Source organism: Mesorhizobium sp. M0910, assembly GCF_040319465.1.
Taxonomy (GTDB): Bacteria; Pseudomonadota; Alphaproteobacteria; order Rhizobiales; family Rhizobiaceae; genus Mesorhizobium.
Genome location: NZ_JAMYNZ010000004.1, coordinates 274,577 through 298,405, shown reverse-complemented (window position 1 = coordinate 298,405; position 23,829 = coordinate 274,577). Strand labels below are relative to the sequence as shown.

The 23,829-nt window shown below is 64.0% G+C and carries 21 protein-coding genes, 1 pseudogene and 1 riboswitch; of the genes and pseudogenes, 8 read left to right on the top strand and 14 right to left on the bottom strand.

The window, feature by feature from the left end; genetic code table 11:
• Positions 1-273: 273 nt before the first annotated feature.
• The 5 genes and pseudogenes from NKH78_RS12415 (at position 274) to NKH78_RS12395 (ending at position 7,939) form a co-directional block, all read left to right on the top strand.
• Entirely contained in the window at positions 274-861 is a 588-nt protein-coding gene (locus NKH78_RS12415; protein ID WP_352505733.1) for a helix-turn-helix domain-containing protein, read from the top strand.
• Between the two features lie 77 nt (positions 862-938).
• A pseudogene (locus tag NKH78_RS12410) lies at positions 939-3,391 on the top strand (GcvT family protein).
• Positions 3,388-4,287, top strand: a complete 900-nt coding sequence (locus NKH78_RS12405) for a homocysteine S-methyltransferase family protein (protein ID WP_352688157.1) — start codon at positions 3,388-3,390, stop codon at positions 4,285-4,287. Before NKH78_RS12410 ends, NKH78_RS12405 begins: the two are co-directional and overlap by 4 nt.
• On the top strand, positions 4,287-5,468 hold the full coding sequence (locus tag NKH78_RS12400) for a pyridoxal phosphate-dependent aminotransferase (protein WP_352738705.1): 1,182 nt from the start codon (positions 4,287-4,289) through the stop codon (positions 5,466-5,468). Before NKH78_RS12405 ends, NKH78_RS12400 begins: the two co-directional genes overlap by 1 nt.
• The gene (locus tag NKH78_RS12395; RefSeq protein ID WP_352505729.1) at positions 5,465-7,939 is read left to right on the top strand and encodes a GcvT family protein; all 2,475 of its coding nucleotides are present in this window, start codon (positions 5,465-5,467) and stop codon (positions 7,937-7,939) included. The genes NKH78_RS12400 and NKH78_RS12395 overlap by 4 nt, the downstream gene beginning before the upstream one ends.
• Before the next feature lie 6 nt (positions 7,940-7,945).
• On the opposite strand, the gene NKH78_RS12390 is transcribed toward NKH78_RS12395, so the two are convergent.
• The 6 genes from NKH78_RS12390 to NKH78_RS12365 all read right to left on the bottom strand — a co-directional run bounded on the left by NKH78_RS12390 (position 7,946) and on the right by NKH78_RS12365 (position 14,089).
• Positions 7,946-8,527 carry an NAD(P)H-dependent oxidoreductase gene (locus NKH78_RS12390; RefSeq protein ID WP_352738707.1) on the bottom strand — a complete coding sequence of 194 codons (582 nt, stop codon included), beginning with the start codon at positions 8,525-8,527 and terminating at the stop codon, positions 7,946-7,948.
• Positions 8,524-9,924 (bottom strand): FAD-binding oxidoreductase, encoded by a 1,401-nt coding sequence (locus NKH78_RS12385; RefSeq protein WP_502896041.1) that lies wholly within the window; start codon positions 9,922-9,924, stop codon positions 8,524-8,526. The genes NKH78_RS12390 and NKH78_RS12385 overlap by 4 nt, the downstream gene beginning before the upstream one ends.
• Positions 9,921-11,222: a cytosine deaminase gene (locus NKH78_RS12380; RefSeq protein WP_352505728.1), complete on the bottom strand. Its 1,302-nt coding sequence runs from the start codon at positions 11,220-11,222 to the stop codon at positions 9,921-9,923. Before NKH78_RS12380 ends, NKH78_RS12385 begins: the two co-directional genes overlap by 4 nt.
• Before the next feature lie 178 nt (positions 11,223-11,400).
• Entirely contained in the window at positions 11,401-12,252 is an 852-nt protein-coding gene (locus NKH78_RS12375) for an ABC transporter permease (RefSeq protein ID WP_352505727.1), read from the bottom strand.
• Positions 12,239-13,081: an ABC transporter ATP-binding protein gene (locus NKH78_RS12370; protein WP_352505726.1), complete on the bottom strand. Its 843-nt coding sequence runs from the start codon at positions 13,079-13,081 to the stop codon at positions 12,239-12,241. The genes NKH78_RS12375 and NKH78_RS12370 overlap by 14 nt, the downstream gene beginning before the upstream one ends.
• Positions 13,082-13,084: 3 nt before the next feature.
• Positions 13,085-14,089, bottom strand: coding sequence for an ABC transporter substrate-binding protein (locus tag NKH78_RS12365; protein ID WP_352505725.1), 1,005 nt, complete (start codon positions 14,087-14,089; stop codon positions 13,085-13,087).
• Between the two features lie 381 nt (positions 14,090-14,470).
• Here NKH78_RS12365 and NKH78_RS12360 point away from each other — a divergent pair, with 381 nt between their 5' ends.
• Together NKH78_RS12360 and NKH78_RS12355 are read left to right on the top strand one after the other, a co-directional pair.
• A complete protein-coding gene (locus tag NKH78_RS12360; protein ID WP_352505724.1) occupies positions 14,471-14,854 on the top strand; it encodes a RidA family protein in 384 nt (127 codons plus the stop codon).
• Positions 14,855-15,076: 222 nt separating this feature from the next.
• Positions 15,077-15,880 carry a creatininase family protein gene (locus NKH78_RS12355; protein WP_352505723.1) on the top strand — a complete coding sequence of 268 codons (804 nt, stop codon included), beginning with the start codon at positions 15,077-15,079 and terminating at the stop codon, positions 15,878-15,880.
• A gap of 64 nt (positions 15,881-15,944) precedes the next feature.
• Here NKH78_RS12355 and NKH78_RS12350 read toward each other — a convergent pair whose 3' ends face one another.
• The 3 genes from NKH78_RS12350 to cobD all read right to left on the bottom strand — a co-directional run bounded on the left by NKH78_RS12350 (position 15,945) and on the right by cobD (position 18,776).
• Positions 15,945-17,156 carry a serine hydrolase domain-containing protein gene (locus tag NKH78_RS12350; protein WP_352777492.1) on the bottom strand — a complete coding sequence of 404 codons (1,212 nt, stop codon included), beginning with the start codon at positions 17,154-17,156 and terminating at the stop codon, positions 15,945-15,947.
• Between the two features lie 61 nt (positions 17,157-17,217).
• Positions 17,218-17,721, bottom strand: coding sequence for a tyrosine phosphatase family protein (locus NKH78_RS12345; protein ID WP_352505720.1), 504 nt, complete (start codon positions 17,719-17,721; stop codon positions 17,218-17,220).
• The gene (gene cobD, locus NKH78_RS12340; RefSeq protein ID WP_352505719.1) at positions 17,718-18,776 is read right to left on the bottom strand and encodes a threonine-phosphate decarboxylase CobD; all 1,059 of its coding nucleotides are present in this window, start codon (positions 18,774-18,776) and stop codon (positions 17,718-17,720) included. Before cobD ends, NKH78_RS12345 begins: the two co-directional genes overlap by 4 nt.
• Between cobD and cbiB the strand changes: the two genes are divergently transcribed.
• The gene (cbiB, locus tag NKH78_RS12335; protein ID WP_352505718.1) at positions 18,775-19,746 is read left to right on the top strand and encodes an adenosylcobinamide-phosphate synthase CbiB; all 972 of its coding nucleotides are present in this window, start codon (positions 18,775-18,777) and stop codon (positions 19,744-19,746) included. The two genes, cobD and cbiB, sit on opposite strands and share 2 nt — an antisense overlap.
• A gap of 297 nt (positions 19,747-20,043) precedes the next feature.
• On the opposite strand, the gene cobO is transcribed toward cbiB, so the two are convergent.
• From cobO to NKH78_RS12310, 5 genes are all read right to left on the bottom strand, one after another.
• Complete coding sequence (gene cobO, locus NKH78_RS12330) at positions 20,044-20,676, bottom strand: cob(I)yrinic acid a,c-diamide adenosyltransferase (protein WP_352477569.1); 633 nt, start codon at positions 20,674-20,676, stop codon at positions 20,044-20,046.
• 1 nt (position 20,677) lies between these two features.
• Complete coding sequence (cobU, locus tag NKH78_RS12325) at positions 20,678-21,199, bottom strand: bifunctional adenosylcobinamide kinase/adenosylcobinamide-phosphate guanylyltransferase (RefSeq protein ID WP_352505717.1); 522 nt, start codon at positions 21,197-21,199, stop codon at positions 20,678-20,680.
• Entirely contained in the window at positions 21,192-21,974 is a 783-nt protein-coding gene (locus tag NKH78_RS12320) for a CbtA family protein (RefSeq protein WP_352505716.1), read from the bottom strand. The genes cobU and NKH78_RS12320 overlap by 8 nt, the downstream gene beginning before the upstream one ends.
• Positions 21,975-21,989: 15 nt before the next feature.
• Positions 21,990-22,169, bottom strand: a complete 180-nt coding sequence (locus tag NKH78_RS12315) for a CbtB domain-containing protein (RefSeq protein ID WP_023676561.1) — start codon at positions 22,167-22,169, stop codon at positions 21,990-21,992.
• Positions 22,170-22,205: 36 nt separating this feature from the next.
• Positions 22,206-22,403, bottom strand: a riboswitch (cobalamin riboswitch).
• Between the two features lie 188 nt (positions 22,404-22,591).
• Positions 22,592-23,791 (bottom strand): MFS transporter, encoded by a 1,200-nt coding sequence (locus NKH78_RS12310; RefSeq protein WP_352505714.1) that lies wholly within the window; start codon positions 23,789-23,791, stop codon positions 22,592-22,594.
• Between the last annotated feature and the right edge of the window lie 38 nt (positions 23,792-23,829).

Here is a 23,829-nt window from a genome sequence, read left to right as displayed (position 1 = left end):
CGTCCCTTTGCGTATGATCCCGAACCCGATTCTCCGGAAGGATCATGCGCCGACTAGAAGTAATGGAGCATCCTTGCGCGTCTTTTTGAACGCCCGATAAGCCTATCCGCCTCGACCGGACGCCCCACTCGCCGCTCGTGCGCCGAGCCTTTGCCCGAACCGTCAAAATGGCGCAAGTAAATCTTGTGGGCGCATGAAAATCCTCTTGATTTTTTCACAAACGTGCCGTCACATGAAATTTGCTGGGAATTTTTCACCGAAACAGGGACAGCTTTGCCCTCAACCGCGGCCAGATCGGAACAAGACAGCGGCGAACGGCTGCTGGCCGGCGACATCCGCGCGTTGCGCAAGGCGCGCGGACTGACGCTTGCCGAGACCGGCCTCAAGCTCGGCCGCTCCGTCGGCTGGGTCAGCCAGGTCGAGCGCGGCCTGTCGATCCCGTCGCTCGGCGACCTCAGAGCCTTCGCCGAATTGTTCGGCGTGCCGGTCAGCCTGTTCTTCAGCCATGACGTGCCTGTCGAGACCGAGCGCGGCGTGGTCGTGCGCGCCGGCAGCCGACGCGTGCTTGGCACAAGCGATTCTGGCTTGGTGGAGGAGCTGCTGTCGCCCGATCTCGGCGGTAGCTTCGAGATGCTGCGTTCGGCCTTCGCCCCGGGTGCCGAGCTGAAGACCGAGGCGCGCCGGCCGACCGAGGAAGCCGGCTACGTCGCTTCCGGCAGCTTCGACATCGAAATTGCTGGCGTCTGGCACCGGCTTGGCGAAGGCGACTCCTTCCGCTTTGACGGCAAGCCGTTCCGCTGGCGCAATCCTGGAGCCGAGCCGGCTGTCGTCATCTGGGTGGTTTCGCCGCCTGTCTATTGAACGAATGCATGTCGCCCAAAAGTGCGTGGCGGTTTTGGGACAACGACATGCATCAAAACAAATAGTCGGAGAAGAACATGGCCGGTTTGCCGACCACGGCACGCGTTGTGATCATCGGAGGCGGTGTCGTCGGCGCCTCCTCGCTCTATCATCTCGCCAAAGCGGGCTGGATCGACTGCGTGCTTCTGGAGAAGAACGAGCTGACTTCCGGCTCGACCTGGCATGCCGCCGGCAACGTGCCGACTTTCTCCTCGTCATGGTCGCTGATGAACATGCAGCGATATTCGACCGAACTCTATCGCCGGCTGGCCGACGAGGTCGGCTATCCCATGAACTACCACGTCACCGGCTCGCTCAGGCTAGCCCATAGCGCGGAGCGCATGCAGGAATTCCAGCGCGCCAAGGGCATGGGCCGCTACCAGGGCATGGACATCGATATCGTCGGGCTCGACGAGATCAAGCGTCGTTACCCCTTCATCGAGACGCATGAGCTGAAAGGCGCGCTCTACGATCCGAATGACGGCGACATCGACCCGGCGCAATTGACCCAGGCGCTGGCTAAAGGTGCCCGCGACATGGGCGCGAAGATCATCCGCTTCTGCCCGGTCACCGGCGTGCGCCGAGAAAACGACGAGTGGGTGGTCGAGACGGCGCAAGGCGAGATCCGCTGCGAGATCGTCGTCAACGCCGCCGGATACCGCGCTGCCGAGATCGGCAGGATGTTCGGCCGCGAGGTGCCGATGATGGTGATGAGCCATCAATATATCCTGTTCGAGGAAATCCCCGAACTGGCGGCGTGGTCGAAGGAACAGGGCAAGAAGCTGCCGCTGCTGCGCGACGTCGATACGTCCTATTATCTGCGCCAGGAAAAGAACGGCATGAATCTCGGCCCTTATGAGCGCAATTGCCGCGCCCACTGGGTCGGCCACAACGACCCGATGCCCGACGACTTTTCGTTCCAGCTGTTTCCCGACGATCTCGATCGGCTGGAACATTACCTGGCCGATGCTGTCGCCCGCGTGCCGATCCTCGGCACCGCCGGCCTATCCAAGGTCATCAACGGGCCGATCCCCTACGCGCCGGACGGCAACCCGCTGATCGGGCCGATGTCCGGCGTGCCCAACGCCTTCGAGGCCTGCGTCTTCACCTTCGGCATCGCCCAGGGCGGCGGCGCCGGCAAGGTGCTGGCCGAATGGGTAACCGAGGGCCAGACCGAATGGGATATGTGGTCCTGCGATCCGCGCCGTTTCACCGCCTTCGCCTCGGCTCCGGATTATTGCGTTGCCAAGGGCATGGAAATCTACGGCAACGAATACGCCATCCAGTTCCCGCGCCATGCCTGGCCGGCCGGACGCGACCGTAAGCTGTCGCCGCTCCACGGCCGCATCAAGGCACTCGGCGCCCAGTTCGATGCCTATAATGGCTGGGAACGCGCCACCTGGTATGCGCAGCCCGGTGACGACGTCTCCGAAGAAGCCACGCTGACTTTCCGTCGCGACGGGCCGTGGCAGCATCGTGTGCGCCAAGAATGCCTCGCCGTCCGCGATGCCGCCGGCATTCTGGACCTGCCGGGCTTTTCCCGTTTCAATCTCGATGGTCCAGGTGCGGCCGAATGGCTCAGCCTCCAGGTCACAGGCCTGGTGCCGAAACCCGGCCGCATCGGCCTCGTCTATTTTGCCGACGACAAGGGCCGCATGGTCACCGAAATGTCGGTGGTCCGCCACGACGAGAACCTGATGACGCTGATCACCGCCGCGGTGGCGCAATGGCATGATTTCGAATGGCTGAAATCGCGCATCCCGAAGGACGCCGCATTCAAGCTGGTCGACAGGACGGAGGAATACTCTACCCAGATCCTCGCCGGCCCCAACTCGCGAAAAATCCTGGCCGAACTCTGCGCGGCCGACCTCACCCTGCCCTGGCTGACGCATCAGGAGACCAGTATCGCCGGACGTTGGGCAAAGCTGGTGCGCGTGTCCTTCGCGGGCGAGCTCGGCTGGGAAATCCACAGCAAGATCGATGATACCGCAGCGATCTTCGACACCGTCTGGGCAGCTGGCCAGAAGCACGGCCTGAAACCGTTCGGCATGTACGCGCTGGATTCGCTGCGGCTCGAAAAAGGTTACCGCACCTGGAAGGGCGACCTGTCGACCGCCTATTCGATCCTGCAGGGCGGGCTGGAGCGCTTCGTCAGATGGGACAAGCCTGACTTCCGCGGCAAGGCAGCGCTGCAGAACGAGAAGCAGCAGGGCGTCAAGAAACGCTTCGTCACGCTTGTCGTCGAAAACCCCGGTGACTGCGATGCGCCTATATGTCGACGCTGTGGCGTGACGGCCGGATCGTCGGCGAGACGACGTCCGGCGGCTGGGGTCATCGTATCGACAAATCGATCGCGCTCGGCATGCTGCGCGCGGACCTGACCGAGCCGGGAACGGCGGTCGAGGTCGAGATCTTCGGGGAACGTTTTCGGGCGGTCGTGCAGGAGGACGAGCCGTTATGGGATCCAAAGAACGAGAGGCTCAGAGCATGAAGAAAGTGATCCTCACCGATGGCGGCATGGGCCAAGAGCTGGTCCGCCGCAGCAGCTCCGAGCCGACGCCGCTGTGGTCGGCCAGGGTGCTCATCGACGAACCGGATCTGGTGCGCGACCTGCATGCCGAATTTATCCGCGCCGGCGCCCGCGTCATCACCATCAACACTTATTCCGCAACGCCGGAGCGGCTGGCGCGCGAAGGCGCGGAAGAGCTGTTCAAACCGTTGCAGAAGCTCGGCATAGAACTGGCAAGGCAAGCACGCGACCAGGCCGGCGACGCGGCGATCGCCGGCTGCCTGTCGCCGCTGTTCGGCAGCTATGCGCCAGCGCTGACGATATCCTTCCAGGATACGCTCGACGTCTATCGCTGTATCGTTGCCGAGCAGGCGGACGGCGTCGATCTGTTTCTGTGCGAAACCATGGCGTCGGCCGAAGAGGCGCGCGCCGCCGTCACCGCGGCATCGGAAAGCGGCAAGCCCGTATGGGTGTCGTGGACGCTCGCCGACCACGGCGCACCGCGCCTGCGCAGCGGCGAAGCCATTGCGGCGGCGGCAAGCGCTCTCGACGGCCTGCCCGTCACGGCCCGGCTGATCAATTGCTGCCGGCCCGAGGCGATCGCTGCAGCGCTCCCCGAACTGATCGCCCTCGGCGGGCCGGTCGGCGCCTATGCCAACGGCTTCACCTCGGTCGAGGCACTCAAGCATGGCGGCACAGTGGAAGTGCTGCACGCCCGCCACGACCTCGATCCGGATGCCTATGCCGGCCAGGCGATCGGCTGGGTCGAGGCTGGCGCCGGCATCGTCGGCGGCTGCTGCGAAGTCGGACCGGCCCACATCGCCGCGCTGCGCGACCGGCTCGAACAGGCCGGCTACGAAATTTCGGGAGTAGCATAATGCCTAGGCCATCATCGCGCATTTCCGGCATCGTGCCCTCGGGCAAGGATGGCTGGGAGGTTCATTCCGCTGCCTGGGCGCGCAAGCAGGCTGGCGAAGACATCATCATGCTGTCGGTCGGCGACCATGATTTTGACACGCCGAGCGAGACGATCGAAGCCTGCGTGACGGCCGTCCGCGCCAGCAATCACCACTACACGCCGCTTGCCGGCGTTCCACGCCTGCGCAAGGCGATGGCGGCGGCGTCGACGCGGTGCACCGGGGTTGCGACCAGCCCCGACCAGGTCATCGCCACGCCGGGCGGGCAGGCCGCGCTTTACGCGGCCATTCAAGCGGTTCTCGACCAGGGCGACCATGCCATCGTCGTTGCGCCCTATTACGCCACCTATCCGAATACCTTCAGTGCGGCGGGCGCCGAGTTCAGCGTCGTCGAGACCCCCGCCGAAGACAGCTTTCAGCCGCGCGCCGCCGACATCCGCGCCGCCCTTCGGCCGAACACCCGCGCCATCCTGATCAACACGCCGAACAATCCCACGGGCGCCGTCTATTCGCGCGAGCGCCTGGAAGAGCTGGCGCAGATCTGCCGCGAGCATGACCTCTGGCTGCTGTCGGACGAGGTCTACTGGACGCTGGGCCGCGGCGAGCACGTCTCACCACGCTCACTGCCTGGCATGACGGAACGCACGCTAGTCATCAATTCGATGTCCAAGAGCCACGGCATGACCGGCTGGCGCATGGGCTGGCTGACCGGGCCCGAGGAGATGATCTCGCTGCTGACCGACCTCAATCTGGTGATGACCTACGGCCTGCCGGCCTTCATCAGCCTCGCCTGCGCCGAGGCGCTCGAAAACGGCTACGGCGTCGAGGAGATCGCCGAGCGCTATGCCGCGAGGCGCGCCGTCGTTCTCGATGCCATGCGCGGTATGAACAACGTCACCGTGCGCGGCTCCGAAGGCGGCATGTATGTGATGCTCGACATATCGGCGATCGAGCCGGACGACGAAAAATTCGCCTGGGCTTTCCTCGACCAGGAGAAGGTCGGCGTTATGCCCGGCTCGAGCTTCGGCGCGGCCGCAGCAGGCCACATCCGCTTCAGCCTCTGCCAGCCTGAGCCGGTGCTGATGGAGGCTGCCACACGCCTGCGCCGCTTCGCATCCAGCTATCGCCGCGAGGCCGCATGAGCGCCCCGCCCACCAAAGCCATTCCGACTAAGGCCATTCCTCCCAAAGCAAGGGCGGTCATCATCGGCGGCGGCGTCTCCGGTTGTTCGGTCGCCTATCATCTGGCCAAACTCGGCTGGACCGATATCGTGCTGCTCGAGCGCAAGCAGCTGACGTCAGGCACAACATGGCACGCTGCCGGCCTGATCGGCCAATTGCGCGGCTCGCAGAACATGACGCGGCTGGCGAAATATTCGGCCGACCTCTACGTCAAGCTCGAGGCCGAGACCGATGTCGGCACCGGCATGCGCCAGGTCGGCTCGATCACCGTGGCGCTGACCGAGGAGCGCAAGCACGAGATCTATCGGCAGGCGTCTCTCGCCCGCGCCTTCGATGTCGACGTGCGCGAGATTTCGCCACGTGAAGTCAAGCAGATGTACCCGCATCTCAATGTATCCGATGTGGTCGGCGCCGTGCATCTGCCGCTCGACGGCCAGTGCGACCCCGCCAACATCGCCATGGCCTTGGCCAAGGGCGCGCGCCAGCGTGGTGCGACGATCGTCGAGAATGTGAAGGTGACCAAGGTCCATACCAGGGCCGGCCGCGTCACCGGAGTGTCTTGGGCGCAGGGCGACGAGCAAGGCACGATCGATACCGACATCGTCGTCAACTGCGCCGGCATGTGGGCACGCGAGCTTGGCGCCCAGAATGGCGTCACCATCCCGTTGCACGCCTGCGAACATTTCTATCTCGTCACCGAACCGATCGCCGGGCTTTCCCGCCTGCCGGTGCTGCGCGTCCCGGACGAGTGCGCCTACTACAAGGAAGATGCCGGCAAGATGATGCTCGGCGCTTTCGAACCGGTAGCCAAGCCGTGGGGCATGAACGGCATAAGCGAGGATTTCTGCTTCGACCAGTTGCCCGCGGACATGGATCACTTCGAGCCGATCCTCGAAATGGGCGTCAACCGCATGCCGATGCTGGGCACCGCCGGCATCCACACCTTCTTCAACGGCCCCGAAAGCTTCACGCCCGACGATCGCTACTATCTCGGCGAGGCGCCGGAGCTTTCCGGCTACTGGATGGCGACCGGCTACAATTCGATCGGCATCGTCTCCTCCGGTGGCGCCGGCATGGCGCTGGCGCAATGGATCAATGACGGCGAGGCGCCTTTCGATCTCTGGGAGGTCGACATCCGCCGCGCTCAGCCGTTCCAGAAGAACCGCCGTTATCTCAAGGAGCGCGTTTCCGAAACGCTCGGCCTGCTCTACGCCGATCATTTCCCCTACCGGCAGATGGCGACTTCGCGGAACATAAGGCGCTCGCCGCTGCATGAGCATCTGAAGGCGCGCGGTGCGGTGTTCGGCGAGGTCGCCGGCTGGGAGCGCGCCAACTGGTTCGCCAGGCCCGGCCAGGAGCGCGAATACCGCTATTCCTGGAAACGGCAGAACTGGTTCGACAACCAGCGTGAGGAGCATCTGGCGGTCAGGAACGGCGTCGGCCTGTTCGACATGACCTCGTTCGGCAAGATCCGCGTCGAAGGCCGCGACGCCTGCGCCTTCCTGCAAAGGCTCTGCGCCAACGACATGGATGTGGCGCCGGGCAAGATCGTCTATACCCAGATGCTCAACCAGCGCGGTGGCATCGAGAGCGACCTCACCGTCTCGCGGCTGTCTGAAACAGCCTTCTTCCTCGTCGTGCCCGGTGCGACGCTGCAGCGCGATTTAGCCTGGCTGCGAAAACACCTTGCCGACGAGTTCGTCGTCATCACCGATGTGACCGCTGCCGAAGCCGTGCTCTGCCTGATGGGCCCGGATGCGAGAAAGCTGATTCAAAGGGTGAGCCCCAACGATTTTTCAAACGAAAACAACCCGTTCGGGACGTTTCAGGAGATCGAAATCGGCATGGGGCTGGCCCGCGCCCACCGCGTCACCTATGTCGGCGAGCTCGGCTGGGAGCTTTATGTCTCGACCGATCAGGCCGCCCACGTCTTCGAGGCTATAGAAGAAGCCGGCGCCGACGTCGGCCTGAAGCTATGCGGCCTGCACACACTGGATTCCTGCCGCATCGAAAAGGCCTTCAGGCATTTCGGCCACGACATCACCGACGAAGACAATGTGCTGGAGGCCGGCCTTGGCTTTGCCGTGAAGACGGCCAAGGGAGACTTCCTCGGCCGCGATGCGGTGCTGAAGAAGAAAGAAACCGGCCTATCACGTCGGCTGGTGCAGTTCCGCCTGAACGACACCGAGCCGCTGCTCTTCCACAACGAGGCGATCCTGCGCGACGGCAGGATCGTCGGTCCGATCACCTCGGGCAATTACGGCCATCATCTCGGCGGCGCTATCGGGCTTGGTTACGTGCCTTGCAAGGGCGAGAGCGAGGCGGATGTCCTGTCGTCGTCCTACGAGATCGAGATCGCCGGCGAGCGCTTTGCGGCGGAGGCGTCGCTTAAGCCGATGTACGATCCGAAGGCGGCACGGGTGCGGATGTAGCGCACCTCAGAGCGCGTCCATCCTGGCCGCGACCTTCGCCACGAACCTGGTCCGACTGCCCTCGGTCGACTGGTTCATCGAGTAATGCGCAAGGTAGGAAACCGACCCGCCGGGCTGGATCGTCGCGCGCAGCACCCGATTGACCAGCTTGCGCGGCGGGTCACCCATCAGCATGGCTCGGAACCGGCTGCCGCCATAGGTTGTGACGGCGACCACCTTGCGAATATTGTGCAGTGACGGCTGCACCTTGCCGGCGACCAGCTTGAACGACACACCGGGCAGGAAGACGCGATCGAAAAAGCCTTTCAGAATGGCCGGATAGCCGAAGTTCCACACCGGAAACGACAGCACCAGCGCCTCGGCCCGCAGCAAGCGCTCGACATAAGGCGACGCCGGATCGCCGTCGCTGCGTTCGTCGTGATAGGACATCCGTTCGGCGCGCGTCAGCCTGGGATCGAAATTCTCGGCATAGAGGTCACAGTCGTCTACCACATGGCCGGCCGCCTTCAGGCGCTCGACGATGGTCCGGTGCAGGCCGGCATTGAAGCTGGTCTCCACCGGATGAGCGTAGAGGACGAGGATGTTCAACCCGCGTTCTCCAGCCCCTTGAACAGAAACGACTTGCCCGAGCGATAATCATAGTCCGGATTTTCCCAGGCGATCATCTTGCCCGGATTGAGCAGCCCTTGCGGGTCGGTTTCGCGCTTGAAGGCGAGCTGCACCTCGTCGGTGCGCTTCATGCCGCCTTCTTCCAGCGTGTAGCGGTGCGGGTTGAAGATCCAGCAGCCATTGTCCTCGTGGATGCGGATGATCTCGTCGAGCCGCTCCGCCGTGGTGAAACGCACCAGCGGCAGCCCTGCGATGCCGATGGCGCCGTCGAAGCGGATGAATTCGAGATGCGCCGGCACCTCGTCGCCGAAGCGATCGACCATCGCCTTGACGTGGCCGAGGTGGTCCGGCGAAGGGTAGCGGGTCTGCAGGTAGGTGATCGTCGGATCGACCCGGATGGCACGCAGCGTCGTGTGGTTCCAGGTCAGCTCATAGGCCGGCGGCAACCCTTTGAGATCGGCCTCCTTGTCGGCCCGGAAGACAATCTCGCCCTTGCTGCGCGCCGTGAAGGCAAGGAAGGCATCCATCGCATGCGGTGCGATCATCAGGACGACGATGCTTTGGCCGCGCCGGAAAAACCGCTGGTGGCGCTTGAAATAATCGTAGGGGATCGGTGCTGCGATCGGCGTGATCAGTTTCGCCAGTATGCCGTCCTGGATGGCGAGGTCGTTGCCGAACCCGGCCGCATCCATGAAATCGTCGAAGCCGACGATGACGTCGATCCAGTCATAGCTGGCGGTCAGCGGCATCTCGACTTCGGTGATGATGCCGTTGGTGCCGTAGGCATGCATCACCTTCAGCACGTCCTCGCCGGTGAGCTCCATGACACGCGGCTCAGCCTCCATCGTCACGGTCCTCAGCCGGATGACATTGCCGAGGTCGCGCAGTCCGCCCCAGCGGATCGAGCCGATACCGCCGGAGCCGCCGGCGACGAAGCCGCCGATCGACGCCGTGTTGTAGGTCGACGGCGACATGCGGAGCTCCTGGCCGGAATGCGCCCGCGTCGCTCTGTCCATGTCGGCGAGCACGGCGCCGGGGTCGGTGACGACACGGCCGGGGGCGATCGTCTTGACCGCGTTCATCTCGGCGAGATTGAGCACGACGCCGCCGGACAAGGGCATCGCTTGGCCGTAGTTCCCAGTGCCGCTGCCGCGCGGCGTCACCGGCACGCCATGCCGGTGACAGGCGGCGAGAATGCGGACGACCTCGTCTTCGGTTTTCGGCGTCACGATCAGGTCGCCGGTGACGTGATCGAGCTGCTGCTTCAGCACCGGGCTGTACCAGTAGAAGTCGCGGCTCTTCTGCTGGACGATCGCCGGATGGTCGTCGATCTTCAAACCGTACAGGTCGCGCTTGAGCGCCGCAATATCCATCATTCCACCATCAGATCATCGAGTTCGGCATAATCGGGCAACTGACGCTCGATCGCCAGGCCGTCGCGTACAACGATGCGATCCGATTCGGGCCGTGACAGCAATTCCGTCCAGCTCCGCCCCTTGAAGACGACGAAATCGGCCGGCGCTCCGGCGGCAAGCGTGCCGAAACCGTCGAGCCGCATCACCTTGGCCGGCGTCGAAGTCACCGCTTGCGGCCAGTCGGCGACGGGATGGTCGAGATGCAGGATGCGCGTCGCCATCCGGTAAACCTCAAGCATGTCGAGATCGCCATAGGCGTAGAACGGGTCGCGCGTATTGTCGGAAGCGACGGCCACGGCAATGCCGCGCGCCTTCATCTCGTGCAGCAACGTCACCCCGCGCCAGCGCGGCGTGGTGTTGTCGCCGCGCCGGTCCTGCAGATAGAGATTGCACATCGGCAGCGACACCACCGCCAGGCCGGCCTTGGCGACCTTGTCTAGCGTGTCGAGCACGTCAAGATCGGGCTGGCGCGCCAGCGAGCAGCAATGGCCGACCAGGATGTTCCCCTCGAAACCGTTCCAAAGGGCGGCTTCGGCGATTTTCTTCAGCGAGATCGCCGCGATATCGTCGGTCTCGTCCGCATGGAAATCGAGATCGAGGCCGTGCTCGATCGCCTGCGCAAATACCTGGTCAAGTAGTTCTTCGAGATCCGGCACCATATAGGTGACGACGCCGAGCACGCCGTTGGCCGCAGCCACTCGCTTGGCCAGCCTCTCGAACCATTTCCTGTCGCGCACGCCCTCGATGCCGAGCAGGCAGGCCGCCTGCAGCTCGATGCGGCCGCGCCATTTATCCCGCATCGTCTCGAACACCGGCCAGGAGATCTCTTCCTGCGGCGCAACGCTGTCGAGATGCGTGCGCAGCGCCCTGGTACCATGCGCATAGGCCGAGCGCAGCGAAAAATCCATGCGGCGGGCAACGTCGTCGGCGCTCCAGCGCGCCGCCCGGTCGGCGCCCGTTGCGTTCAGCGCGCCCATGAAGGTGCCGTCCGGGTTGGGCGTTCGAGGCCAAATATGGCCCTTGTCGATATGGGTGTGGCAGTCGACGAAGCAGGGCAAGACGATCCGGCCGCCGAGGTCGATGGCGCCTGCCGGTGCATTGGATCGCTGATGTGCTGCAATGCTGGAGATTTTTCCGTTGGCGACGGCGATATCCGTAAGCGCAAAGCCGTCGGCATCGAATGCTGCGGCCAGTCCTGGCGTCAGCGACTGATGAACACGAACGTTTGCAAGATGATAAGGACCAGAGGCTGGTATCAAGCCGCACTCCCCTCTGTCCTGCCGGACATCTCCCGCTCAAGGGGGGAGATCGGCAGCTTCAACCGGGGCACGCGCCTTGCCACGTCAGTAATTGGCGAAATCCGAAATGAGGTCCAATCTCCCCCCTTGAGAGGGAGATGTCCGGCAGGACAGAGGGGGGTAACGGCGCCGACCATGCCTACCGCTCCTGCCTCAGTGCGCTCTCGTGCCAGCGCCGCAAAATGAGATGCGATACAAGCGACAGAACCAGGAAGATCAGGATGCCGGTGAGCGAGATCAGGATCAGCGCGGCGAACAGCCTTGGTGCGTTGAGCCGGTAGCCGGCCTCGATGATGCGCGAGGCGAGGCCAGACGACTGGCCGGTGGCGCCGGCGACGAACTCGGCCACCACCGCGCCGATCAGCGACAGCCCGCCGGCGATCTTCAGCCCGCCGAGGAAATAAGGCATCGCCGCCGGCAGCCGCAGATAGCGCAATTGCTGCCAGCGGGTCGCACCGTTGAGCTTGAACATGTCGCGCAGATTGCGGTCGACCGAATTGAGGCCGAGCGTGGTGTTGGAAAGGATTGGGAAGAAGGCGACGATCCAGGCGCAAAGCAAAAGCTTTGTCGTCTGGTTGTCGACATAGATGTTGATCAGCGGAAAGATCGCGACGATCGGCGTCACCTGCAGCACGATGGCGAACGGAAAGAACGACATCTCCACCCATTTCGACTGAGCGAACAGCACCGCCAGCCCGACGCCGCCGATGACGGCGAGAAGCAGGCTCAAGAAGGTGATCCTGAGTGTCACCAGCAGCGAGGAGAACAGCAGCCCGGCATCGTCATGCAACGTCTGCAGCACCACGCCGGGACGCGGCAGGATGTATTTCGGGACGTCGTTCCAGACGCAGACACGGTCCCACAGCCAGATCGCCAGGATCATGATGGCCAGCGGCAGCAGCCATCTGCCGATGCGCTCGAAGCGCTCCTGGCGGACGCGGCGCGCCTCCTCCGGGTCGAGCGCCAGGACTGGTTCTTCAATGGCCGTCATGATGCGGTCCGGCAGTTGAGTTGATGGCGCCGATCAGCACGTCGGATGCCTGGCGGCAGAGCGCGGCATAGTCGGGCGAGGTGCGAAACGCCTCGTCGCGCGGATAGGGCGCGTCGACGGCAAGCTCCGCGAACACTCGGCCCGGCCGCGCCGCCATGACGACGACGCGGTTGGAGAGGAAAACGCTTTCGAAGACGCTGTGGGTGACGAAAACGACGGTGAAATGCTCATCCTGCCATAGCTCCAGAAGGTCATTGTTGAGCTTGAAGCGGGTGATCTCGTCGAGTGCCGCGAACGGCTCGTCCATCAACAGAATCCGCGGCTTGGTCACCATGGCGCGGGCGATCGAGACGCGCATCTTCATGCCGCCCGACAGTTCGCGCGGCACCGCCTTCTCGAAGCCGGTCAGGTGAACCCGTGCCAGCATCTCCATCACCGTCGGTGCCGCCTTGGCCCGCGACACGCCCTTCAGCCGCAGCGGCAGCCAGACATTGTCGAAGACGTCGGCCCAGGGCAGCAGCGTCGGCTCCTGGAAGACGAAGCCGATATTCGAACGGTCGCCGATATTCGAACGATCGCGGGCGCCGCTGCCGCGCCAGTCGAGCAGGCCCGAGGTCGGCGTCGACAGGCCGGCAATCAGCCGCAGCGCCGTCGATTTGCCGCAGCCGGACGGGCCGAGCAGGCTGAGGAAGTCGCCTTCCCGGATCGTCAGCTCGACATTGCTGAGCGCGGTGACGCCGTTGGAAAAAACCTTGCCGACGCCACGCAGCGCCAACAGCGTCGGCCCCGGTACACTTCCTGGCTGTTGCGCCACTTTCTCCAGCTTCACGGTCTACTTCTTCAGGTCGAGCCCGACGCCCTTGTTGACGAAGGAAAGCGTGTAGGCCTTCTTGATGTCGATGCCCGCCGGCGCGACCTTCGCCTTGACCATCTTGTCGTAAAAACTCTGGATGCGCGCGTCGGTCATGGCGCCGATGCCGAGCTTTTCGCTGTCGCCGGAATCGACCACGCCGAACTTCTTCAACTGCTCGATCGAGAAGGCGATCTGCTCATCCGTCATGTCCGGATTTTCCTTCTTGATCATTTCGTTGGCGGCCTTGTTGTCGCCGTAGAGATAATTGTACCAGCCCTTGGCCGAACCATCGACGAAGCACTGGACCACCTCGGGCCGCTTGTCGATCGTCTCCTGCATGGTCTCGACCGTCGTTGCATATGTGTCCCAGCCATAGTCGGCCAGCAGGAACTGGTTCGGCGTGAAACCGCCCTGCTTCTGAACGGCGAATGGCTCCGAGGTGACGTAACCCTGCTGGATCGACTTCTTGTTGGCGATGAACGGCGCAGGGTTGAAGGTGTATGGCACGCGCTTGGCGGCATCGAAGCCAAGGTCGGTGACCATCCACTGGAAGAAGGTCTGCGCACCTTCGTCGCCGAGGATGTACTGGTCGGCGTTCTTCAGGTCTTCCCATTTGTCCAGCTCCTGGCCGGGATGGGACATGATGACCTGCGGGTCCTTCTGGAAGTCGGCGGCCACGACGCGCATCGGTATGCCTTGCTGCACGGCATCGAAGGCCGACAGCAAATTGCCGCCCATGTAGAAATCGATCTTGCCGGCCAGCAGCAGCGGCCGGCCGCTGACCTGTGGGCCGCCCTGCATGATCGTCACGTCGATGCCGCAGGCCGCATAGGTGCCATCCGCCACCGCCTGGTAGTAACCGCCATGCTCCGGCTCGGCCAACCAATTGGTGCCGAAGGTGACTTTTTCGTTCGCTGCCGCAGCAAGCGTGCCTGCGCCAAGCAGCACGATCGCGCCGGCCGAAATCTTCAGTTTTCCGTACATCCACACCACCCTTTGTTCGCTCCGGCGCATTACGCGGCGGGCTCGACACCATTGTTTCAAGAAGCAAGACACATGCCACCGGCGCGTTGCGCCGGGACCGCCCGCTTGTGCAATGCCCGCCTGTGCAATGGCGGCGCGAAGGCCGGACGGGTCATGCTGTACGAAAGGCATCGTGCCTATTTTTTGATCGCCTGTCCACAATCGCCCTCGTGACATGCACCGCCATCTTGATGCCCGCATCGATCCCGCATTAGAGCGACGTGCGTCCACTTGGACGCACAAAGTACGCTCTAAAACTTCGTATCCTGTCGCATCGTGCTTTCCGAAAATCGATCTCGATTTTCGGGCCGATGCGATAGGCTGCCGTGAACGGAGATTGCCATGTTCAAATTTCTCACGCCGAAGTCGATCAAGCCGCCCTTCGCCCGCTACAGCCACGGCGTCGAGTTGCCACCCGGCAAGCGGCTGGTGCTGTGTTCGGGCCAAGTTGCGATCACAGCGGACGACCAGATCCCGGAAGACGCCGGCGCGCAGGCCGAGCTCTGTTTCCAGAATATATCGGCGATTCTCGGCGAGGCCGGGCTCAGCCTGTCCGACATCGTCCGCATCAACGCCTACGTCACCGACCGCGCCTTCCTGCGCCCCTATATGGAAGTTCGCGACCGGCTGTTCGCCAGCCCTGCGCCGGCTTCGACGCTGATGGTCGTTTCCGGTTTTGCCCGGCCGGAATTCAAGGTCGAGATCGAGGTCATCGCTGCGGGTTGAGCAGGCGCTGGCCAGCGGCTGGAATCGACAGGCCGATGATCTCAAGTTACACGACAAAGGTTGGCGCTGCCCCTCATCCGCCTGCCGGCACCTTCTCCCCGTGTAGTGACGGGGACAGGGCTAGCCGGAACGCTGGCGATCGCCCTCTCCCCCGTCCTTCACGGGGAGAGGCTAAGGGTGAGGGGCAGCGCAAACGCCCATTCAGTCTCTTCGAGGTTCAAAATGGCCGGAACAAAAAAGCGCGTATGGTGGGGTGACTACCGGACCACCGAATACGCGACCATCGATCCTGAGGCGACCATTGCCGTTCTGCCGCTGGCAGCGATCGAGCAGCACGGGCCGCATCTGCCGGTTTCGACCGACACCTCGATCATGAACGGTATGCTGGAAACGGTGATCGCCCGCCTGCCCGGCGATCTCGACATCCGCATCCTGCCGGTGCAGGCGGTAGGCAAGTCGAACGAGCACCTGCATGCGCCCGGCACCCTCACTTTGCCGGCGACGACCTTGGTCGAGGCATGGACCGAACTCGGCCTGTCGGTCGCGCGCGCCGGCGTCCGAAAACTGATTGTCGTCAACTCGCATGGCGGCAATGAAGAGATCATGGGCATCGTCACGCGCGAATTGCGTGTGCGGGCAAAGATGCTGGCGTTAAAGACCAGCTGGCAGCGCTTTGGCCGGCCGGCCGGTATGTACACCGATCTCGAAGACCGCCACGGCATTCATGGCGGCGACGTCGAGACCTCGCTGATGCTGCATTTCCGGTCCGACCTCGTCGATATGGCCAAGGCCGACAATTTCGTGTCCAAGGTTGCCCGCGCCGAAAAGGAATTTTCGCTGCTGCGCCACACCGGAACGCACGCCTTCGCCTGGATCGCCAGCGATCTCAACCCGAATGGCGTGGTCGGCGACGCCAGCATTGCCACCGCCGAAAAAGGCCGGCTCACCGCCGAGCATCAGGCCGACGGCTTCATCGGCTTGGTGAGGGACATGCGCAAGGCCAAGCTGGCGGATTGGCTGGCGTAGGTGTTTGATCCCACCAGCTCAGGCCTCGCTCACGAGGGGCGATTCCATTCGCGCGCGAGGATCCTCACTTCCCCTCTTGAAGCGGCGACACCGTGTAGATTTCGTCCAGTATCTTCACCATCAAGGTGTTGGCGGTCGCCTGGCCGTCGAGCGCGAGAGTCAGGTTGGTCCATATGACCAGGGTGACGTCATTGGCCGGATCGTAGCCCATGAAGGACTGGTAACCGGGCATCTCGCCTTCGTGATAGTAGATTACGTTAGGCCCGAAGGTCAGCGTTAGGATGCCATAGCCGTATTTTTGCATGGCGGGTTCGCCCGGCTCCGGCGCCACAGGGCTTGCAAGCCACTGCCGCTGGAAGTCGGCATTGAAGAGCTTGCCCCCGACCAGCGCGCGCATCCACGTCGCGAGGTCATCGGCGGTGGAGATGACTCCGCCAGCCGCAAAGTAGGCGGACGGGTTCTGCCATGTGTCGTCGTTGGGCTTGAGCGTTCCGGCCCTGGCCGCAGCCTGGAGGTCGTCCGGATAGGGCGCATCAGCCAGGGCGTACGACGTACTGCCGTAGAGGTAACCGTTTGAGTATGGTTCGGGGATGGCGTTCGACGTGCTCGGCGGCAACGCCGTGTTCTTCATGCCGAGCGGCCCGAACAAGCGGTCCCGGAAGATGGTCGAGAGCGGCTTGCCGTCGATCTTCTCGGCAACAAGGCCGAGCAGATAGTAGTTGGTGTTGTTGTACTCGAATTCGGCACCCGGCGCGAAGTCCGGCGGCCGTTTGAACGCCATACCGAGTACTTCATCGGCGGTCCATACCCTGTAAGGATACTTGTCCAGGCTTTCGGCAAGTTCCGGCGCATTTGTGAAGTTAGGGAGGCCGCTCCGCATTGTTATGAGCTGTCGAATGGTTATCTCGTCGCCGTTGAGAACGCGCTGGACGTATTTCGAGATCAGATCGGCGAAGCTCAGTTTCCGTTCCTGCACCAGTTGCACGATAACAGCGGCGGTCATCGTCTTGGTGTTCGAGGCCGCACGGAAGTGGGTATCGGCGCGCGGCGGGTTCGTGGCACCCAGTTCAGTCGTACCGTAGCCGAAGACGAGGTTGCCCCGCGGAGTCTTGAGCAAAACCATAGCACCGGGCAGCATAAGTTCCTTGGCCAAACGCTCGACAGTGGCTTGGAGCGCTGCCAGGTCGATCGACTTGAGAGCCGGCATGGAGGCGGCCATGGCGCTGCCTGTCGTGCAGACCACGCCAACAACGATTGCCAAAATTCTCCCGATCATCATTCGCTCCTTGGCTGTGTCCTAGAACTCCTGCGCTCTTTCCTGGAACTTGTTTTTAGGCTCAGATTTTCAATTCGAACGGTGTGCCTTCGAAAGCATCCGCGCCGCGCCCGATCGCCTGGATCGCTTCGATCATTCGGCCCCTGCGATCGAGCAGCGTGTCGGCGATCGCGATCAGCCGCGGATTGGGTGTCGCCGTCGGCGACAGCCTGCGCAGAGTCTCGGCCAACTCGGCCTCGTCGCGCTTCGGCGCCAGCGCTGCCGCGATGATATAGGCCGAGGCGGTCGAGCGGCTGATGCCGGCATGGCAATGCACCACCAGCGGGCGCGAGCGATCCCATTGGCGGGCGAAATCGAGCAGGGTCACAACGTGCTCCTCGCCCGGCATGGTCATGCCCTCCTGCGCCACCGCAATGTCGTGCATGACCAGATGCAGATGGTTTTCCCTGGTGATCGAGGCCGGTCGCACCACCTCCGTTCCGGCGGCGAGCAGCGAAAGCAGCCGCCCGGCGCCGGTCTTCGCTACCGTTTCCTCGACTTTGGACAGCGAGCAGACATGGATCATTGGGTCGTTTCTCCCTTGGCATCATCGTCGCGCCGCGAGGCCCAGCCGGCAAGTGCGGATTCGAGCCGCCGCCATTCTTCGTCGGCTCCCGGCAGGCCGGCGCGCAGCACATCCGGACGATCGGCGAAATGCCGAAGCAGGATGCCGCGCTGGCCAAGCGCCGAAAACAGGCCGGCAGCGTTCGCCAGCCTGAGATAGCGGAACAGCGTGGTGCCACCGGCGACAGGCACGCCGAAGCGGCCGAACAGCGTGTCGAGCCGTGCGGCGTCCTCGGCCAGACGGCGCCGCATCCCGGCCTGCCAGCCGGTGTCGGCAAGCGCCCTTATGCCATATTCGAGCGCCGGCCCGGCAACCGCCCATGGCCCGAATTGCGCCTCCAGCCGCTCGACCATCAGCGCGTCGGCCAATGCAAACCCAAGCCGCAGGCCGGCCAGGCCGAAGAACTTGCCGAACGAGCGCAGCACGACGATGCCGCCCTGGTCGACGTCGCCGGCCAGGCTCTCGCTGCGCGGGCCGACATCCATGAAGGCCTCGTCGACGACCAGCAGCCCGCCTCTGGCGCGTAATGCCCGGGCAAGTCGAAGCAATCTTTCGCGCTCGACGACGCGCCCGTCCGGGTTGTTTGGATTGACGACGATCGCAAGGTTGGCCGCCGCCAGGGCTTCGAAATTATCGACTTCAGCCGCCGCGTGGCCGGCGATCGCTGCTGCCCGCCGATGCTCGGCATAAGTCGGCCCGAGCACCAGCACCTTGCCCGGGCTGACCAGCGAAGCGACGCGCGGCAACAGGATTTGCGTGCCGGGCGCCGCCGCGACGTTCGCCGCCGACGGCGCGCCATAGGCGCTTGCCGCGACTTCAGCCAAGTCGCGGCTGCGCGCCGTTTCCGGCAATCGCGACAGGGCGGTGGCGGGCAAATCGAAAAGCGGGTAGGAGTGCGGATTGATCCCGGTCGAGAGGTCGACGAAAGGCAGCGGCGCGTGAGGGAAAAGCGCCCTCGCCCGGCCAAGGCTTCCGCCGTGGTCCACTGCCGCCGTCACCCCATCAAGAGACTTCATGTCGATCCTGATCACTTTCCTGTCGCTGGCCATCGAACTTGTACTCGGCTACCCGGCCCGGCTCTTCGATGCCATTGGCCATCCCGTCACCTGGTTCGGCAGGCTGATATCCTTTCTCGACCGCAGGCTCAACCGCGCCACTGATTCCGACGCCGACCGTCGCCGCTGGGGCGTCGTCGCGCTGCTGGTGATCGTGCTGGTGCCGGCCGCCCTCGCCTTCTGGATCGAAGTCATGCTTTGGAGCATTCCCTTCGGCTTGTTGGTCACCGCAATCCTGGCGACGTCGCTGCTGTCGCAGAAGAGCCTGGCCGAGCATGTCGAAGCGGTGGCCGACGCACTCGACAGCGGCGGACTGGACATGGGCCGCATCGCCGTCTCCAGGATCGTCGGCCGCGATCCGGAAAAGCTCGACAGGGCCGCTGTCTGCCGCGCAGCGATCGAAAGTCTTGCCGAGAATTTCTCCGACGGCGTCGTCGCGCCGGCCTTCTGGATCGGTATTGGCGGGCTCGCCGGCGGCGTCGCCTACAAGGCCGCAAACACCGCCGATTCGATGATCGGCCACCGCACGCCGCGCCACGAAGCCTTCGGCTGGGCGGCTGCGCGCTTCGACGACTGGATCAACCTGCCGGCGTCGCGGCTGACGGCGCTGCTGATCGTGCTTGCGGCTTTCCTGGTCAAGGGCGCCGACGCCAAAGCCGCCTGGCACGCCGTGCGGCGCGATGCGAAAAAACACCGCTCGCCCAATGCCGGCTGGCCGGAGGCAGCGATGGCCGGCGCGCTCGGCCTGGCGCTCGCCGGCCCCCGTTCCTACGACGGCGTGATGGTCGAAGACGCGTTGATGGGCGAGGGCGGCCGCCGCGACGATGTCGAGAGCACCGACGTCCGACGGGCGCTGAAACTCTACCAGGTCGCCGACTTGCTGCTGATTGCGCTGTTCGGGGTGGTCGCAGTGGTTGTTATCTTGGCGTGACCTGCGCTCGAGATCGACGGAAACAAAAAACCCGCCAAGCGGCGGGTCGTTGGAGCCAATTAGCACCATAGCGAAATTAATAGCATAGCTGCCGGCACAAAGCAAGAACAAAATAGGGCAACGCCTCAAATAATCGGTTCAGGTCGGCGCTGCCCCTCAGCCTTAGCTCCCCGTGAAAAGACAGGGAGAGGGAGATCGCCAGCGTTGCGGCTAGCTCCTTGTCCCCGTCCTTCACGGGGAGAAGTCGCCGGCAGGCGATGAGGGGCAGCGCTGACCTTGACAAACCAGCAACACCCCTCAGAACTCAATCCCCTGCTGCGCCTTCACGCCGGCGGAGAAGTGGTGCTTGGTCACGGCCATCTCGGTGACCAGGTCGGCCGCCTCGACCAGTGCCGGCTTGGCGTTGCGGCCGGTGACGACGATATGCAGGCCTTCGCGGCGTGACTTCAGCGCCGCGACCACCTTTTCGAGGTCGAGATAGTCGTAACGCAGCGCGATGTTCAACTCGTCGAGCACCACCAGGCTGATCGACGGCTCGGCCATCAGCTCGAGCGCCTTCGCCCAGGCGGCCTCGGCCGCCGCGATGTCGCGTTTCAGGTCCTGCGTCTCCCACGTAAAGCCCTCGCCCATGGCGTGCCAGAGGACACGGTCGCCGAAGGCGGCAAAGGCGTCCTTCTCGCCGGTGTGCCATTTGCCCTTGATGAACTGGACGACGCCGACACGCTTGCCGTAGCCGAGCATCCTGAGCGCCAGACCGAAGGCGGCCGTGGTCTTGCCCTTGCCCGGCCCGGTGTTGACGATCAACAGCCCCTTCTCGACCGTCTTGGCTGCAACCTCGGCGTCCTGCACCGCCTTGCGCTTGGCCATCTTGGCGCGGTGGCGTTCCTCGTCCCCCTGTTCAATGGTCTTGGGATCGATAGTATCAGCCATGTCATTTCACCTTGAGCGGCAGCCCCGCCACCATCAAAAGCACGGTGCCGGCGACCGCCGCGACGTCCTGGTTCAGCCGGCCGGCGGCATCGCGAAACCGTCTTGCCAGCGCATTGTCCGGCACGATGCCCTGGCCGACCTCGTTGGACACCACGAACCACGGGCCACGCGGCCGCGACAGCACATCGGCCAGCCTTTGGCATTCGGCCTCGACATCATGGTCGGCCAGCATATGGTTGGTCAGCCACAGCGTCAGGCAGTCGATCAGCACCGGCTGGCCGTCGGGCAGTGCCTCGATCGCGCCGGCAAGGTCGAGCGGCGCCTCGATGGTCGTCCAGCCATCGCCTCGCCGCGAGCGGTGCAGCGCGATGCGCTGACGCATCTCCTCGTCATAGGCTTGCGCTGTGGCGATATAGCTCCACGGCGCCGGACAGGCGCTCACCAGCCTCTCGGCATGCGCGCTCTTGCCGGAGCGCGCACCGCCGATGACCAGGGTCAGCGCCCCGGCAGCGCGGTCAGGCAAAGCTGTCGCGCAGGCTGGTTGCCGCGCCGGTGAAGCGTCCGCGCACCAGCCCGACGACCATACCGAGCACCAGCCAGAACACCAGATTGGTCAGCGTCACCGCCACCACGAACTGATGATGCAGGCCTTCCGGGATCGCCGTCTCGAAACTGTCGGGCTGCGGCGCGCCGACAATATGCGGCGCAACGATCAACGCCACGGCAAGGATCGCCAGCGGCAGCGATCTGCGGAAGGCGATAAGGCCGAGACCGGCCGCTGTCGCCACCACTGTTGCCCACCACCAGATCTGGCGTTGGACAAGGTCGGCCGCCGGCATCGCCGGCAGTTCCGGCGCCAGGCCGAGGCCGGGCGCCAGCGTGAACACGGCAAAGCCGGCAAGCCCCCAGAACAGGCCCTGGCGCCAATTGCCGATGCCGCCGGCGAATTCCGAAACCGCGACCAGGACCAGTGCGAAGCCAATGCCGGTGACGATATTGGCAACGACGCTGAAGCCAAAGCGCTCGAAGCCGTCGGCCGGCGCCCAGCCTTCGTCTTCAGCCGGAGCCATTGCTTCAGCCGGTGCCGGCGCGGCGCTGCTCATAGCCATCGTGCCCGCTGCGTTTTCGGCCGGTGCCGCAGGTGCCGCGGCATGGTCATGGCCGCCGCCGGCCTGTTCGTAGACTTCCGCTTTCAGGATGAGCGGCACGGTGGCGTAGGCCTGCATGCAGGCGAGAACGACGCCGGCCACAAGCCCTGCGATCGCCGCGATGAACACGACGTTGCGAAACAGTGTCATGATGTCAGCCCCTTGTCAGTGGCAGGGAAAGCCCATCGAGTGGCGATAGTCATGCGCGGCATTATGGACCGCATCGATATGCGAGAAGCCGACAAAGCCCATGACGAAAATGCCGAGGAATGCAGCAAGCGCCAGCTGCATGAGACGCGACTGCGAGGAGGCGGAAGCGCCGAGCGAAACGGAAGCGGTATTCATGTCTTGTCCTTTCGCCCTCCACCCGAGGGCATAGAAGTCAGTTTCCTGTCGCCGGCAGGTCTCCTGGCTCGCGGATCAGCACCCTTCCCCACCTTCCCGAAGGCGAACCTTCAGTGGCATATGGAGAGGACTACCGCACACAGTTGCGGGGGCAGCCACGGCATTGGGCAAACAATTTCGCCCGCACCGCATTCCCTCTTGGTTCCAAACGGAACCGACGACATCAGCGACTATAGGCAGAATCGCCGCGCCCGGCAAACCAAATTCCGCCGGATCGTGTGGCGAATGCGCCGCCTCGCCAAACCGGAGAACTGGCGCCGCAGACGTCGCGATCTGCGCGGTCAAACAGAACGGCCTGCGTTCGATGCGGCACTGCACCGCTTCCACAATTGGGTGTTCGAGCGCCATGCGGCGCTCGAACATCAAAGCGATTTGGGCAGATAGCGCCAGGTGACGAAGCCGCAGATCGCCGCCAGCAGGCCGAGTGTCGCGAAAACCGCGCCCAGGCCGAAGAACGCCAGCACCACGGAATAGACCAGCGGCGGCGTCAGCTCGGAAAAGTCGAGATAGGTGCGGTAGACCGCCGCCATCTGTGCCCGCTCATACGAGCGCACCGAGCGCATGAAGGCGGTCGAGCCCAGCGCATCGAGCGCGATGGTGAAGAAGGCACCGCAAAGCAGCAAGGCGCCGGTGATGAGCGGTGCGGCCTCGCCGACGGCGCCGGCCGCCAGCAGCGTTGCCGACATCGCGAAATAGGCGAACGTCATGGTGCGCCGGCCGCCGAAACGCTTTCCTGCCCTGCCCCAGAAGATGGCCATGAACAAAAGCGCATTGCCGGCCGAAACCAAGAGGCCGCCGGCGAGCTTGCCCTCGCCGGTGATCACCATGAACAGCGGCCCATAGACGAAGAACGTCGTCCAGAAGCAGGAGCGGCCGAAAGCGATCAGCCAGGCCAGCCTCAGCCTTGGCTGCGCGACGAAGCGGCCGATATTGGCCAGCGGATTGACCGGCCGCGTCTTGCCGGGGCGGATCGACGGGTTATCGCCAAGCCGGTAAGTCCAGAACAGCGCCAGTAAAGCCATGGCGAAGACGGCCACCGCGCCATGCGCGGCATAGATGCCGAAACGCGTGTAGAGGTAAATTCCGAGGGTCGGCCCGGTGGTCCAGGCAAGCATCGACCACGCCATGCGCAGCGACTCGGCCTGCATGAAATCGGTCTTGCGGATATGGTCCATGATGTAAAGGTTGAGCGTGATCGCCAGCGCGCCGGCGCCGACGATGCGGCAGAGCATGCCGACCACCTGGCCAGCCAGCGTATGGGTGACGAAGAACAGCGAGCCGGCGGCCAGCAGGCAGGCGCCGGCGGTATAGACCCAGCGCCGGGCAAAGCGGGCGATCAGCATCGGCATGAACAGCGTCGCCGACAGGCCGAGCATCGCCACGATCGTGTAGAGGATCGAAACAATCTGCTCGTTGTGCAGTATCTCATAGGCCTGGATCGGGATGACGCTGGACACGGTGGCGCGCGCGAAGGATTCGACCGCATAGAGCGAGGCGAAGGTGCGGGCATCCGCCGGCCGCAAGGCCGCAAGCCAGATCGGATGGCGCACATGGGTAGCCATTGTGTTCCCCGAAGCCGAATCGCCCGAAGCAGGGTTGG